11 protein-coding genes are annotated in these 14,707 nt (G+C 47.5%); 7 read left to right on the forward strand and 4 right to left on the reverse strand.

The window, feature by feature from the left end; all coding sequences use genetic code 11:
- Positions 1-35: 35 nt before the first annotated feature.
- Both Q1B04_RS10430 and Q1B04_RS10435 read right to left on the reverse strand, forming a co-directional pair.
- Positions 36-833 carry a DUF4382 domain-containing protein gene (locus Q1B04_RS10430; RefSeq protein ID WP_299758753.1) on the reverse strand — a complete coding sequence of 266 codons (798 nt, stop codon included), beginning with the start codon at positions 831-833 and terminating at the stop codon, positions 36-38.
- 176 nt (positions 834-1,009) lie between these two features.
- Positions 1,010-4,015, reverse strand: a complete 3,006-nt coding sequence (locus Q1B04_RS10435) for an AsmA-like C-terminal region-containing protein (protein ID WP_299758754.1) — start codon at positions 4,013-4,015, stop codon at positions 1,010-1,012.
- Between the two features lie 134 nt (positions 4,016-4,149).
- Between Q1B04_RS10435 and Q1B04_RS10440 the strand changes: the two genes are divergently transcribed.
- The 3 genes from Q1B04_RS10440 to Q1B04_RS10450 all read left to right on the forward strand — a co-directional run bounded on the left by Q1B04_RS10440 (position 4,150) and on the right by Q1B04_RS10450 (position 7,008).
- Positions 4,150-5,169: a PorP/SprF family type IX secretion system membrane protein gene (locus Q1B04_RS10440; protein ID WP_299758755.1), complete on the forward strand. Its 1,020-nt coding sequence runs from the start codon at positions 4,150-4,152 to the stop codon at positions 5,167-5,169.
- A gap of 63 nt (positions 5,170-5,232) precedes the next feature.
- Positions 5,233-6,462, forward strand: coding sequence for a gliding motility lipoprotein GldJ (gene gldJ, locus Q1B04_RS10445; protein WP_299758756.1), 1,230 nt, complete (start codon positions 5,233-5,235; stop codon positions 6,460-6,462).
- A 69-nt stretch (positions 6,463-6,531) separates the two neighbouring features.
- Positions 6,532-7,008, forward strand: a complete 477-nt coding sequence (locus Q1B04_RS10450; protein WP_299758757.1) for a DUF4265 domain-containing protein — start codon at positions 6,532-6,534, stop codon at positions 7,006-7,008.
- Positions 7,009-7,098: 90 nt separating this feature from the next.
- On the opposite strand, the gene Q1B04_RS10455 is transcribed toward Q1B04_RS10450, so the two are convergent.
- Together Q1B04_RS10455 and Q1B04_RS10460 are read right to left on the reverse strand one after the other, a co-directional pair.
- A complete protein-coding gene (locus tag Q1B04_RS10455; protein ID WP_299758903.1) occupies positions 7,099-8,616 on the reverse strand; it encodes a malate:quinone oxidoreductase in 1,518 nt (505 codons plus the stop codon).
- A 122-nt stretch (positions 8,617-8,738) separates the two neighbouring features.
- Complete coding sequence (locus tag Q1B04_RS10460; protein WP_299758758.1) at positions 8,739-9,425, reverse strand: phosphoribosyltransferase family protein; 687 nt, start codon at positions 9,423-9,425, stop codon at positions 8,739-8,741.
- Between the two features lie 97 nt (positions 9,426-9,522).
- Between Q1B04_RS10460 and Q1B04_RS10465 the strand changes: the two genes are divergently transcribed.
- From Q1B04_RS10465 to Q1B04_RS10480, 4 genes are all read left to right on the forward strand, one after another.
- Positions 9,523-9,876, forward strand: a complete 354-nt coding sequence (locus Q1B04_RS10465; RefSeq protein ID WP_299758759.1) for a carboxymuconolactone decarboxylase family protein — start codon at positions 9,523-9,525, stop codon at positions 9,874-9,876.
- 72 nt (positions 9,877-9,948) lie between these two features.
- A complete protein-coding gene (locus Q1B04_RS10470; RefSeq protein WP_299758760.1) occupies positions 9,949-10,305 on the forward strand; it encodes a hypothetical protein in 357 nt (118 codons plus the stop codon).
- Between the two features lie 187 nt (positions 10,306-10,492).
- Positions 10,493-11,254, forward strand: a complete 762-nt coding sequence (locus Q1B04_RS10475; RefSeq protein WP_299758761.1) for an exodeoxyribonuclease III — start codon at positions 10,493-10,495, stop codon at positions 11,252-11,254.
- 130 nt (positions 11,255-11,384) lie between these two features.
- Positions 11,385-14,696: a DUF4175 family protein gene (locus Q1B04_RS10480; RefSeq protein ID WP_299758762.1), complete on the forward strand. Its 3,312-nt coding sequence runs from the start codon at positions 11,385-11,387 to the stop codon at positions 14,694-14,696.
- Positions 14,697-14,707 lie beyond the last annotated feature (11 nt).

The raw sequence follows: 14,707 nt of genomic DNA on the forward strand, positions 1-14,707 counted from the left end.
CCTTTTCTTTTACCATTAAATCTTTTGCATCAAGCTTACTCCTGCGGCAGCTCTACCACGCCCAAATCCTTAATCTGGTTCTGAGATATGCTTACATTCTCGATGGTGGCATTGTGCTGACCATACTCCGTAATAAACTCTACCCTGTAAATACCTGACTGAACGCCTTTAATCAAGAAATCGCCGTTATCGTTGGCGTATCCGCCTATCGTATCGTTTGCTGCGGATATTACATAAATGGCCGGCTTATACTCAGCTGGTGTTACCGAACCTTTGATACCGCCGGCAATGGCCTGGGTAATTGTACGGATGACAGGTTTTAGGTTGAAGCCCCCGTTACCTTTGGCTACTACTGATTTGGCGGCATCAAAGTCAAGCAGCACCATGTAAGTCACGTCATCCTGCAGGTCAGCATTTAGCTGTAGTTTTACGCCAGATGTTTGGCCGCTTGGAGTCTTCAAATTAACAACGCTACCGTTTTTCAATTTCACGGTGTTATTATCCCCAAGTATAAGCCTGATCTGAGAGATCCTGCCAACAGGTAACTCTGCGCTAGCTAGAAGCGTGTCGCGGCCGTTTGCAAAATCCAGCAGGTTGTAAACCCCCGGATGAATCTCGTCTAGCGTAACCCAGCCTTCTTCTGCATCACTGTCTTCTCTGTGCACCTGCACCGACTCAATCTCAATATTAACCTCTTCATAATCGCCGGGTGCGTCGGTCATACGTACTTCCATACGGGCAGTGCCCGTGCCGTTATCGTCGTTGCTATCGCATGAGCTGAATCCAATAAGCCCGCTGAGCAGCAAAGGGAGAAATAATTTCTTTTTGATCATTAGAATTGCATTAGCATAGAACACTATGCTTTCAGAAAAGCTCCTTTCACACACCATAACGAATGAAAGTTGCAACCTTATATTCAGCTATAAAAAAATAAAACCAGCAGAAACCTCTTGCTCCGCTGGTTTTATCCTAAATCTCTACTGTTGCAAAGATTTATACTTTGAAGCTGTTATTGTTTTTTTGTAGTGTCGGGCTGTGTAGTCGGTTTAGTTAGTCCCTTCAAAAAGCCGCCCACTTTATCTGTCGCCTGCTTCTTAATCTGCTGCTCTGCTTCGAGGCGTTTTTTCTCTAACTCAGCTTGTGCCTTGCGTTCTACTTCCTGTCTTTTGCGGGCAAGTTCGGCATTTACACTGTCCTGAAGTTGCTGCTTACGCTGTTCTGCCTGCTGCTTGGCGTTATCCAGCTTATCCTGCACCACGCTTTTTACCACATCGGTTGCTTTCTCTTTTACAGAGCCGCCAGCCAGGGCCACACGAGGGTTATTATAAGTGCCGCCTATGTTCAGGTTCAGGGTAACACGCTCTGTATTAACCAGGTTTTGGTTACTGCCCAGCAGGCCGGCCAAGCTAGAGCTAAGTTGCTGCCCCACTTTGCCGGTCGGCACATTAAGAGCGGTTGTGTAATCGATATTGCCGTCTGCTCCTGTGCTGCCGCCTACCGACATATTGATATCGCCCAATTTTAAATCAAATGGCTGAACCACCAGTTTACCATCAACAATTTGAGCATTAATTTTCTTGTTTTCGATAACAAAGCTACGTAGCTCCTCAAAGCGGGTAAGGCTGCTGATTTTCTCCACAATAGGTACGTTACGGACTGCTGCACGAAGTACGTTGATTACGCCTGTGCCATCCAGCGTCTGGAAAATCGGAATCATATCCTGACCAAGCTCGCCGGCAAAGGCAAAGTTGGTAGAGAATTTTCCTTCCAGCAACTTTGCGATAGGAGCAAAGGTTTGCACCGTATTAAAAGCATTGAAAGCCTCTTTAAAACCAAGGTTCTGGATATCCAGTTTCATGTCGAAAAGGGGCTTCTGCAGGTTTTGGGTGTTGTAGCTACCGCTGGTTGCAAAAGTACCGCCCAACGTATTAAAAGTAACTTTATTCAGCCTAGCCACCTGGTCTTTCACCTGCACCTGGCCGCTTACGTTGTTTAACTTCAGGTTAGAGTAGAGCACCTGCTTTGCATCTATATTCAGGGCCAGGTCTAAATTAGCTGGCACTTCCACCACACCTTCTGCTGTTTCTTCGGTAGGGGCTCCGGCTTCGTCTACCATCCACTCGTTTACATCAAACACATTAGAGCTTAGGTTAAAATTGCCACGCAGCGACTGGTTATCGGCCAAAGCATAGCCGATATAGTTTGATACTGTTCCGCTTGCCTGAAAATCACTTTTACCTAACTGCCCGCTCATGTTCTGCAGGTTAACGCGCTCGTTGTTGAAGTTGGCGTTGGCTTTTGAGATTTTTATACCCTGCGGCATATCAGTGCTCACAAAGCTAAGGTTGCTGATAGCCATAGTGCCGTTAGCTGTTACGTTATTATACTTTTCAGCCTCAATATCACTGAGTTTACCTTTAGCCGCCACGTCAGCATTAATACGACCGGATACGGTCATGCCTTCCTGCGGGAAGATCTTGGTAAGCTTCGCCAAGTCAAGTATACCTTTGATGCGGCCGTCAAACGCTGGCTTGTCTATACCTGTAATCAGCATCTGGCCTTCCAGTGGTTCGCCATCTAGGCTCATGTTAAAGCGTTCTATGTTGATACGGGTATCGTCGGTGTTGCCGGTGGTGTTGCGCACATTCGTCACCATGTTCAGGTTCTGGATAGGCGCCGGAAAGTCTGCAGATTTGATATAGCCGTTGGTCAGGTTCAGGTCGGCATCAATCACCGGCATACTTGTTTCGGAGTAGGTGCCTTTTGCGTCGGCATCTACTTTCAGTAAGCCGCGCAGTGTCATACCTTCTACAGGGTATACTTTAGTAAGTTCGGCCAGATCTACGTTGGCCTTTACGTTGCCGTCCACCTTCATCGTCTCCAGGCCGTTTATCACCACACGGGCATCAATTGGGTTTTTACCTAAGTCCATATGGAACTGGCGGATGTTAATGTCAGTGTTCTGGGGCGTTCCGTCTTTGCTGGCCACGCTCATATCAACGTTTATGTTACGGGCGGCTTCCGGCAGGTCAGGGTATTTAAACATACCTTCTATTACTTTCAGATCCACGCCATAACCCGGCATCAGTGTGTCTATCATGCGGCCTTTAAAGTAGCCATCAAAGCTTAGCTTACCTTCTGTTTTGATGTTCTCAAACTGCTCAGAGTACATACCCGGCACCACCGACAGCACATTCCGGAAATCAGTTTCAGTAGCGTTGAAGGTCAGGTCGAAGTCTATGGCTTCCGCTGGCATCAGGATAGTACCATCAAACTTAAACGGCATTTCATTTACCCTGATGTTGTTATCCTTAAAAGTATAAAGCGACTGGTTCAGGTCCATTGCCATGGTTACGTCGGCGTTCAGGCGGGCATTTTCCAGGTAGTTCACGCCATCATAGGTCATCACCACGCGCTCAGCTGTTGTCTGCGACTCCATGTCAAATACATCCTTCTCAAAATCGCCACTGCCGCTGTGCTGCATATTGTAAGCCGCAAAGCCAAACGGAATACTCAGGTCGTCGTAGTAAATGGTGCCGTTGTTAACTTGCCAGCCTTTTATGGCCATATTGAAGTCTGAGGCTACGGTATCGGTTTCTGTGGTGGCTGCGGTATCTTCTATCATGATGTCCCAGTTGGCTTTGCCGCTCTTGAGCACCAGCAGGCGTATAACCGGTTCATCCAGGGTGATAGAGTTTACCTTCAGCTCATCACCAAAAACGCTGAACAGGTTAAGCCCCATCCGGAAGGAAGGAATACGGGCCAGGGTATCAGTAGCGAAAGAGTCTTTGCCTATAACAGAAAGGTTCTCCACGCCAAGCGACAGGTTTGGGAAATCACGCAACAGCGAAAGGCTCACGTCATCTGTTTCATATAGAACCTGTGCATTAATATTCTTGGCAATCTCCTGGTCCAGCGTCAGTTTTATTTTATCCTTGAAGATAACGGGCACTAAAACGGCTGCAACAAGCAGCAGGGCCAGAAAGATAGAAAAGCCAATGGCTACTTTTTTCATGAGTTATAGTAGTTTTGGTGTTTTACGGATGTAATAGCTAAGCTATAGAATTTATAGCTAAAACCGTGCTGTTTTTATACTTCGGTTCTATTTGTAGCTAATTAACAATAACAGTAACAGTTAAATTGCAAGGTATGGGTTCTGGGTTAAAAAAAACATTGCTGATGTGCATATCCATACTTTGGGTAAGCAGTGCCATGGCCCAGGATGTGCAGCACACGCAGCAATACGCAAACCGCCTGTACCTGAACCCCGCTTTTGCTGGCATCAACTATAGCTGGAGCGTAGGGCTTTCGCACCGCAAGCAGTGGCCCGCGCTTAACGGCTCCTTCGTTACCAACTCGTTTGCCGCTGACCTGCGCCTCCCTGATTCGAAAAGTGCAATTAGCCTGCTGCTGCAGCAAGACCGCGCCGGCGTAGGCGGCCTGAAGAAACGGCAAGGAAGTATAGGGTACGCTTACCATACCAACATCAGCAGCAATTGGGCCATGTCTGCCGGCCTGCAGGCAAGTATAGCTTCCCTGCGCCTGGACTTCGACAACCTGGTTTTTGGTGACCAGCTTTCCGACAACGGCATGGTGGCAGTACGATCGGCAGAGGTAAACCAATTTGACCCAAATACTTACATTGACTTTACTGTTGGCGGCCTTCTCTACTCTGATCAGGCTTGGGTTGGGCTTACAGCGGCACATCTTAACCAACCCACTTATGAGCTGGGCCAGGAAACAGAACTCCCGCTTCGGTTTACAGCTATAGCAGGCTATAAATTTTACGCGCGCTCTTACCAGGAGCAGGGGCAGCTATTTGAACTAAGCTTTACACCTACGGTTACTTTTATACATCAGCAAAGTTCTAAAAGACTAGATTTAGGTGTATATACTAAATATACTCCCCTGACGTTAGGATTTATATATAAAGGAGTACCTGTTACCGGTGGAACTAACCATGACCAATCCTTGTCAGTTATAGCAGGGCTGGAGTTAGGTTTGATTAAAGTCGGTTTTAGCCACGATGTTGGCCTAGCTGGGCTGAGCAGGGAAGTAGGTGGCACAAACGAAGTTTCGCTTGTTTTTGAACGTGCTGATATTAACAATTTGTTTAGGAGCCGCTTAAAGAATAAAATTAACAGAAGCATTGTTTGTCCGGCATTCTAATATTATTTATAATTGCACATTAATCTACGTTACAAGAACCTTTTCTTAATTAGGTACTATTTTATGAAGTTAATCAAGTATTTATCGGCTGCGGTTGTGGGAGGCATGTTGCTTACTGCCTGTGGTAAGGGCGGCCAGCCAACCAGCACAAACCCAGGCGGTTACAGCTCTGCTACGGGCGCCGAGTATGGCGAAGAAGAAGATGCTTTTGATGTGGCCGATTATGCGGAGTTCCCACAGGGGCCCGGCCTTATCTTTATTGAAGGCGGCCGTACCGTACTTGGCTCTATGGAAGAGGATATCGCTATGACGCGTGACAACGTGGAGCGCACAGTAACAGTAGCCTCTTTTTATATGGACGAAACGGAGGTAGCTAATATTCACTGGTTAGAGTACCTGCACGACCTGAAACGCGATTCTTTGCCGGAGGTATACCAAGCAGCTCTTCCAGACACAACTGTTTGGTCTCAGCAGCTTTCCTTCAACGACCCATACGTAACTTATTATCTGCGTTACCCAGGTTTCCGCTTCTTCCCGGTTGTGGGTGTAAGCTGGTTACAGGCTAACGACTTCTGCGTATGGCGCACAAATAAAGTTAACAACATTCTTGCCCAGCAGGCCAGTGGCGGCGGCGGCAGAAGAGGCTTGTTTGGCCGTGGTGGTAACGAGGAGGCTGTAGAAGGGGAGAGACCGTCTATTGAATCTGGCTATGTATTGCCAAACTACCGTCTCCCAACAGAGGCAGAGTGGGAATACGCTGCACAAGCTATGATCGGCACGCAGTACACTGAAGACGAAAACCAGAACAACCGCCGCTTGTATCCATGGGACGGCCACCAGGTGCGTAACCCGTATGGCAAAGAGATGGGCAAGTTTATGGCCAACTTCAAGCGTGGCCGCGGTGACTATGCTGGTATTGCTGGCTCACTAAATGATGGCGCCATGATCACTGACTACATCTATGCATATCCGCCAAACGATTTCGGCCTTTACAACATGGCTGGCAACGTAAACGAGTGGGTGCAGGATGTGTACCGTCCACTTTCTTTCCAGGATGTGGAAGACCTGAACCCTTTCCGTCGCGACGGTTTCCTGGATGAGTCTACCAACTATGACTCTAGCGAAGGTTACCACTCTCTTGTAAGCGACGAGGTTCGTGTTTACAAAGGAGGCTCTTGGAAAGACGTAGCTTACTGGCTGTCTCCGGGTACTCGCCGCTTTATGGCTCAGGATTCTTCAACAGCCACTATCGGTTTCCGTTGCGCCATGATTAATGCTGGCTCTAACAAGTAAGACTAATTAATACTTACATACTAAAAAGCCCGGGCTCACGCTTCGGGCTTTTTATTTTTATACTTTATAATGAGCAAGAATAACCAAACCTATAAGATCATTTTCCGCTTTTACAGTGATGTTTTTGAGCAGGAAATGGTAGAGACACTGTGGGCAAAGAAAATAGAAGAAGAACAGGACCTCTACAAAATCGATAGCATCCCTTCATTTGTGCCGCTTATCGCTACGGATGATATAGTGCGCGCCACCTATAATGCGATGGAGGAGGGCCTGGTTTACCAGGAGACAGTAACGCCATCCGGCAATTCTACCATTCAGGTTATACGCCAAAATGAGGAGACGCCACTGCTCACGATACGTAAAAAGTTTGCTGAACTGGGTTGTATATCAGAAGAGGTAAACGAGGATTTTTTTGTACTGGAAGTGCCTCTCACTATAAATTATGCTGTGGTTAAAGAGCTGCTTGATGACCTGGAGGCAGAGGAGGAGATAGAGTACGCAGAGCCTGCTTTATCTGACGTGCACCGGGAGCAGACAAGCAGTTGATTTATACTTAGTAATAAGTTAAAATGTCGGCAGGAAATCTCAAATAGAATTTCCTGCCGACATTTTAACTTATACTTTATACTATAGCTGCTATTTTTTCTCCACTGCGGGTACTAACCCCAGCACTTCACTGGTATAGCTTCTTACACGGTCAAGCAGGGCAGGGTCGTCGGCAAGGGATTGACCGTAAGACGGGATCATCTCTTTAAGCTTTTCCTGCCACTCCTCTGTGTTGATGCGATGCATAAAGCAGCGCTCCAGCAGCCCCAGCATAATAGATACAGCCGTAGAAGCACCTGGCGATGCACCAAGAAGCGCCGCCAAGGTACAGTTTGCCCCGCTCACTACTTCTGTTCCAAACTCCAGCACACCACCTTTATCCGGATCGTTTTTAATGATCTGCACCCGCTGGCCTGCCACCTCCAATTTCCAATCTTCCGGCTTAGCATCCGGAAAATAATCTTTCAGCGCTTCTACCCGCTCCAAAGGAGATTGCCGCACCTGATCGATCAGGTATTTGGTGAGCGCCATGTTTTTCATACCTGCCGATAGCATCGGGCGCAGGTTAGTGGGTTTTATAGACTTCGGCAAATCCATGAAAGAGCCTTTCTTCAGGAATTTTGTGGAGAAGCCTGCGTAGGGCCCAAACAGGAGTTCGCGCTTGCCATTGATGTAACGGGTATCGAGGTGCGGCACAGACATAGGCGGAGAGCCCACTGCAGCTTTACCGTATACTTTTGCCTCGTGCTGCTCTATAACTTCGCGGTTTACACACCTCAACCATTGGCCGCTTACTGGGAAGCCACCGTAGCCTTTCCCTTCCGGTATATCCGATTTCTCCAACAGCGGCAGGGCGCCTCCGCCGGCACCTATAAATACATAGCGGGCATAGATATCACGTTTGTCTCCGGTCTGTAAATCCTTCACTTTAATTCTCCAGCGCCCGTTCTCCATCTGCCGCAGCTTACGCACTTCGTGGCCAAAGTGCATTTTCACACCGCTCTCTTCTTGTAGGTGGCTAAACATGCTTTGTGTAAGGGCTCCAAAGTTAACATCCGTGCCTAAATCCATTCGGGTGGCGGCTACAGGCTCCTTGCTGTCTCTCCCTTTCATCACAAGCGGTATCCAATCCTGCAGCTCGTCATGGTTTTCAGAATATACCATATCATCAAACAGATGGCACTTCACCATAGCTTCATAGCGCTTGCGCAGGAAGTTCACATTATCATTGCCCCATACAAAGCTGATGTGCGGTAAATTTTTGATAAAAGAGGTTGGCAGCTCAATGATATTATTTTTAATAAGATAAGCCCAGAATTGCTTCGAAACCTCAAACGACTCCGCAATTTTGATTGCTTTAGAAATATCGATGGAGCCGTCAGGTTTTTCAGGCGTGTAATTAAGTTCACAGAAAGCCGAATGGCCTGTTCCTGCGTTGTTCCAGGCATCGGAGCTTTCGGCAGCTGCCACATCCAGCCGCTCTAATACTTCAATTTTCAGGTCGGGCTGCAGTTCTTTCAGCATCATACCCAGGGTGGCACTCATGATGCCTGCGCCAATTAATACAATATCCGGCCCTTGTTTATCTGTAGCGTCTTTGTTCATCATCATAGTCAATCATCTTTTCTTTTAGTTTGCTGCAACATTGGCAAAAACTTCAGTTAATCTGACTACGAAAAAAATCAGCAGATGGTAAAATCCCATTTGCCATCCGCTGCAATTGCCGCACTTTATGCGGCCGCAATGGTGGCTATACTTACCTCTGCGGCGCCAGCCGCTAATAAGGCGCGAGCGCAGGCTTCTAAAGTGGCTCCTGTTGTCAGCACATCGTCTACCAGCAGGATATGTTTTTTCTGCACCTGCTCCGGCTTAGCCACCTGAAACACCTCCTCTACGTTTTGCCAGCGGTCGAGACGGCTTTTGCTGGTTTGGGTACTGGTGTCAGTGGTGCGCAGCAGCGCTTTGCCGTGGTAAGGCAGGCTCATACTTTCAGCCAATCCTTTGGCAAAGCACTCGGCTTGGTTATAGCCTCTACGGCGCAATTTATACTTGTGCAGCGGCACAGGCACTATCAAATTAAACTGTTGGCTATACTGATGGTCGGAGAGGAGAGAGCCGTAGCGGTGCCCCAGATGCTCGCCCAGTTCCTGCGCCCCTTTATACTTTAGCCGGTGCAACAGCCGCTGCACCCGTCCCTTTGGCATAAAGTATAAATAGGAAAAAGCGAAGCGCACCGGCACTTTACCCCAAAACCTGCGTTGCAGCGGGTTTAACTCTGTTGCCCCATGTATATGAAAATCGGTGTAGGGTAGTTTTATGCTGCAGCCGGTGCAGATATACTGCTCGCCACGCGCCAAGGCGCCGTTGCAGGCATAACAGCTTTCCGGAAACAGCAGGCTCAGCAGGTCGTCGAACATTTACAGGCAAGTATGGTTTTAAGGTATTCTGATGATTTTGCAGTAACTTTATACTTAGACTAAATGAAAAGTCATCCTTAATTAAGAACACTTAACAATGAGCTTAGTAGAAGAATTCAATGACTACCGCACGCGCATGAATGAGCGCATCATGTCATACGACAACAAAGTGATCAAGCGTTTCTTTAACCTCGACACCAATACTTATATGGATGGTGCCCTGGATGTAAAAACCAAGGAAATGCTGGGGTTAGTGGCCTCTATGGTGCTGCGTTGCGATGATTGCATTAAATACCACGTGGGCAAGTGCTACGAAGAAGGCGTTACCGATGAGCAGTTTATGGAGGTATCCTCTATCGCTAATTTAGTGGGCGGCTCTATCGTTATCCCGCACTTCCGCCGAGCTGTGGAGTATTGGGAGGAACTGAAGGAGCGCGGTTCTGCCGAGTAAATAATTGCTGATTGTTGATTATACATTGTTTGTAAGAGAAGTAATTAGCAATCAGCAACTAACAACCAAACTATGTACGATTCCGAAAACCTAGAGCACAACTGGACGCAACTGCGGGCCGACCTGATGAAGCGTTTCGGTAAAAAGCCGGACATGAACGCTATTCTGTTTCTGATAGGCATTCAGGAACTGGGAATGGGCATTCGGGAGTTTACCAAGGAAGAGAAACAGGACCTGATGCACATCGCTACTTGCCGTGTCTTTGCCGAATCGGGCTACTATGAGTTTGCTGGCCGCGACGAGGAAGGCTGGCCGCATTTTAAGGCAGTAAAGGCCATACCTTTTGCAAACCTTAAAGAGCAGGAGAAAATGCTTAAATGGCATGTGATTGAATATTTCAATCGCGCCGATGATATCCGTAAACCTTAGCGCATAGCACGTACTTCGTACCACGTAGCACAACTTTTGTCATTTACCCGAGTCTTTTGTAAGAAGTAAGAGAGATGAGAGAAGTATAAATTTCAGAGTCTTATTTTTCATGTAGTATAACCGAAGCTCGTGATGCTTGATACGTGCTACATGATGCGGAGTACGTGATACGCTACCATATTCACCCATGAAAATTATTACCTACAACGTTAACGGCATTCGTGCCGCACTTACCAAGGGCTTCGGCGATTGGCTGCAAGCTGCTAACCCGGACGTACTTTGCCTACAGGAAATTAAAGCTGACGAATCTAAATTTGATAAAGCTTTGTTTGAGGATATGGGGTACCACGTGTACCTGCACCCGGCTATTAAAAAAGGCTACAGCGGCGTGGCCATACTTTCTAAAGACAAGCCAAAGTATGTAGAAGTAGGCTGCGGCATAGATTGCTATGATGCTGAAGGGCGCGTGTTGCGAGCTGATTACGGCGATGTATCGGTAATGAGTGTTTACATGCCATCAGGCTCAAGCGGGGAGGAGCGTCAGAAGTTTAAGTTTCAGTGGATGGATGATTTCTACGGTTATGTGGGCGATCTAAGGCAAACGTTGCCGGGGCTAGTGGTAAGTGGCGATTATAATATTTGCCACAAGCCAATTGATATCCACAACCCAAAGTCTAACGCTAAAAGCTCTGGTTTTTTGCCGGAGGAGCGGGAATGGATGAGCAATTTAGTGGAGAGCGGCTTTATTGATACGTTCCGCCACTTCAACCAAGAGCCTCACAACTATACTTGGTGGAGTTATCGTGCCGGCGCACGCAACAAAAATCTGGGCTGGCGTATTGATTATAACATGGCAACCGAAAATTTACGCGACCGTCTGAAGCGCTCTGCTATACTTACTGAGGCCAAGCACTCTGACCATTGCCCGGTCATGCTGGAGCTAGAGTAGGAAATGCATACTAAAACACGCTTTCGCGCTGTTATACTTTAAACATTTATACCCTGAAGTATAGAACGTTAGATTGATTTAGTTAACTTACAACTATAGCCGGCATGCCTTAACTTTGTAACAGCAAGACATGAAAAATACCGATGCACTCGATCAGTTGCTGCATCAATTGCAGGAGTTCAAACACAAATTCTACCTTAACATGCTATTGCGGGGCGGGATTTTTGCGGCTGGGCTCCTGCTTTCTGTTTTTATAGTATATAGCCTGCTGGAGTACATGTTCTATTTCCCGGAGTATGTACGAGCTTTCCTGCTGTTCTCCTTTGTGGCAGTTGTGCTGTATGTTTTTGTCCGATGGATTGTATTGCCTGCATCTGCGCTTGTGCGGCTGCGGCGCGTTCTTTCTGATGAACAGGCGGCACAGCAGGTAGGAGCTTATTTCCCCGAAATTCGTGACAAGCTGCTCAACGCCATTCAGCTGCAGCAGCAGGACCGGACAAACGATTTAATTAGAGCAAGTATAGCGCAGCGCAGCCAGCAGCTTCTTTCCTTTAAGTTTAAGGAGGCTGTCTCTTACCGCGAAAACAAGCCGCTGCTCAAGTATATTGCCCTGCCAGTATTAGTTGTACTGCTTATTATGCTGGTTTACCCCGCCATTCTGGTTCAAGGCACCGAGCGGATCATCAATTATAAAACACACTATACTCCGCAGGCGCCTTTCTCTTTTGTAGTCCAGCACCAGGGGCTGCAGACATACCGTGGAGAGGATTTCCAACTAAATGTAGGTATAGAAGGCAAAACAGTTCCTAGCGAAGTATACATTAACTATAACAGCCGCCGCCAAAAGCTAAGCCAAAACGCTGACGGCAGCTATACTTATACTTTCAAGCAGCTACAGCGGCCCGTGAATTTTCAGCTAGAAGGCTCCGGTTTTTTCTCCGACAACTATACATTAGACTTACTCTCACGGCCTAACCTGAAGGACTTCCGGATGCTGGTGCAGTACCCCGCTTACCTTAACCGCAAGCCTGAGGAGATACAGAATACCGGCAACGCAACCGTTCCTGAGGGCAGCACCATCACCTGGAACTTCTCTACATCTGAAACTGACAGTATAAACCTAATTTTTGAAGAACCTGCTGAAAGCATCAGCGCCAACAAAAACGGTAGCACCTTTGCCGCCAGCAAAGATTTTAACCAGAGCCAGAACTATAGTATAAATCTGCGCAACGAGCATAGTATAAACAAAGAGCAGATCAATTACCAAATCACCACCATCCCTGACCGTAACCCGCAGATTAGTTTGGAGCAATACCAGGATACAGCGCTGTATTCTTACCTGGTGCTTGGCGGCGATGTGTCTGATGATTATGGACTGACGCGACTGGCTCTGATTTACCGTATCAGCAGCAGCAATAGCCCGCAGGCAAAGTATAAAAGCCAGGCTTTGCCATTAAACAAGCAGCAGCTCAGCCAAACATACTTCTACCAATGGAACACTGCTGCTTTAAACCTGCAGCCAGGCGATAAGCTGGAGTACTTTGTGCAGGTTTGGGATAACGATGGCATACATGGGCCTAAAAGCGCCCGCACCCGCAATTTTGAACTGAAACTGCCAGATAAACGCGAACTGCAGAAAGAACTCGATAGTAACTCGCAATCTGTGGCCAGCCAGATGAGCAAAACCTTAGAGCGGGCAAACCAGTTGGAGCGGGAGCTATCTAAATCTGAAGAAAAGATGAAGACTAAGCGCGACCTGAACTGGCAGGATAAAAAGCAGCTTGAAGATTTGGCGGCAAAGAAAAAGCAACTGGAGCAGGACATCAATTCAATGAAAGAGCTTTTCGAAGAACTCAACAAGAAGCAGAACATGCTCCAGGAGCCGAGCGAGCAGCTTGCCGAGAAGGCGCAGGAGCTGCAAAAGCTCATGAACGATTTGCTTGACCCTGCAACAAAGAAGCTTTATGAGGAGCTGGAGAAGCTATTGCAACAGCAGCAGCCTAACGACCAGGAACTGCAGCAGCTCCTGAGCAAACTCGATAACCGCGAGAAGAACCTGGAGCGCGAGCTGGAACGGGCGCTGGAGCTGTTTAAGCAACTGCAGTTTGAGCAGAAACTCGACAACATTGCCAACAAGCTGGAGGAGATGGGAGAGAAGGAGCAGCAGCTTGCCCAGAAAACCGAACAAAAGCAACAGGACAACCAGCAACTGCAGGAGCAGCAAAAAGAGTTGCAGGAGGAGTTTGAGGATGTAAAGGAGCAGATGGAAGAGCTGAAGGAGCTGAATAAAAATCTAAACAACCCAAACCAGCTTAATGAGGAGCAACAGCAGCAGGAGCAGCAAAACATAGAGCAGCAGATGGAGCAGAGCCAGGAGCAGCTCCAGAAAAACCAAAACAAAAAGGCCAGCGAATCGCAGCAGAAAGCAGGGGAGCAAATGAAGAAGATGGCACAGCAGATGGAGGAGATGAAAAGCAGCATGAGTATGGCCGGCATGCAGCAAAACCTGGACAACCTGCGCGACATCCTCGAAAACCTTCTCACGCTTTCTTTCGACCAGGAGGGACTGATGAAGCAGTTCCGCAGCGTCAATCAAAGCGACCCGCGTTTTATTGAACTATCGCAGCAGCAGCTGAACCTGCGCGACAATGCTCAGGTTATAGAAGACAGCCTTTTCGCTTTGGCCAAAAAGGTTTTTCAGCTTGAGTCTTTTGTTACGCGTGAGGTTGCCGCCATGAACCAAAGTATGGATAACAGCATGCAGCAGCTCCGCGACCGTAATTTGGGCAAAGCAACTGGCCAGCAGCAACTCGCTATGACCAGCATGAACAATCTAGCCTTGATGCTGAATGATGCGCTGAAGCAAATGCAGCAGGCCATGCAGCAAATGCAAGGCAGTATGGCCGGAAAACAGAAGGGTAACAAGCCAATGCCCGGTAATATGGGAGAATTGCAGCAGCAATTGAACAAAAAAATCGAAGATCTTAAAAAAGGTGGCAAATCGGGTAAGGCACTTTCTGAAGAATTAGCTAAATTGGCTGCGGAGCAGGAGGCTCTCCGGAACGCGATCAAAGAACTTGAGAAACAGGGTGCAAATCCTAGCAAAAAAGGACTAAATGGCGATCTGGGAAATATTAGCAAGATGATGGAACAAAGCGAAACTGATCTCGTTAATAAACGTTTGACCGAGCAGACCATACAGCGGCAGCGCGAAATCCTTACGCGTTTGCTTGAGGCAGAGAAATCTGCCAAAGAGCGTGAGTTAGACAACAAACGTGAAGCAAAGACAGCTCAGGAAGTAGCGCGGAATATTCCTCCCTCATTCGAGAAATATTTAAAAGCAAAAGAAAAACAAACGGAGCTACTCAAGACTATACCACCCGCTTTGTCTCCGTACTATAAGCAGAAGGTAAACGAGTACTTCCAGAACATAAGCAAATAACAAGCACCCAT

Origin of the sequence: uncultured Pontibacter sp. (genome assembly GCF_947495565.1) — a bacterium.
Taxonomy (GTDB): Bacteria; Bacteroidota; Bacteroidia; order Cytophagales; family Hymenobacteraceae; genus Pontibacter.

Bases quoted from the DNA above. Each gene is read 5' to 3' on its own strand.
- Q1B04_RS10440 (WP_299758755.1), top strand. From the start codon at position 4,150: ATGGGTTCTGGGTTAAAAAAAACATTGCTGATGTGCATATCCATACTT.
- Q1B04_RS10435 (WP_299758754.1), bottom strand. From the start codon at position 4,015: ATGAAAAAAGTAGCCATTGGCTTTTCTATCTTTCTGGCCCTGCTGCTT.
- Q1B04_RS10430 (WP_299758753.1), bottom strand. From the start codon at position 833: ATGATCAAAAAGAAATTATTTCTCCCTTTGCTGCTCAGCGGGCTTATT.
- Q1B04_RS10465 (WP_299758759.1), top strand. From the start codon at position 9,523: ATGAGCTTAGTAGAAGAATTCAATGACTACCGCACGCGCATGAATGAG.
- Q1B04_RS10480 (WP_299758762.1), top strand. From the start codon at position 11,385: ATGAAAAATACCGATGCACTCGATCAGTTGCTGCATCAATTGCAGGAG.
- Q1B04_RS10455 (WP_299758903.1), bottom strand. From the start codon at position 8,616: ATGATGAACAAAGACGCTACAGATAAACAAGGGCCGGATATTGTATTA.
- gldJ (WP_299758756.1), top strand. From the start codon at position 5,233: ATGAAGTTAATCAAGTATTTATCGGCTGCGGTTGTGGGAGGCATGTTG.
- Q1B04_RS10470 (WP_299758760.1), top strand. From the start codon at position 9,949: ATGTACGATTCCGAAAACCTAGAGCACAACTGGACGCAACTGCGGGCC.
- Q1B04_RS10475 (WP_299758761.1), top strand. From the start codon at position 10,493: ATGAAAATTATTACCTACAACGTTAACGGCATTCGTGCCGCACTTACC.
- Q1B04_RS10460 (WP_299758758.1), bottom strand. From the start codon at position 9,425: ATGTTCGACGACCTGCTGAGCCTGCTGTTTCCGGAAAGCTGTTATGCC.
- Q1B04_RS10450 (WP_299758757.1), top strand. From the start codon at position 6,532: ATGAGCAAGAATAACCAAACCTATAAGATCATTTTCCGCTTTTACAGT.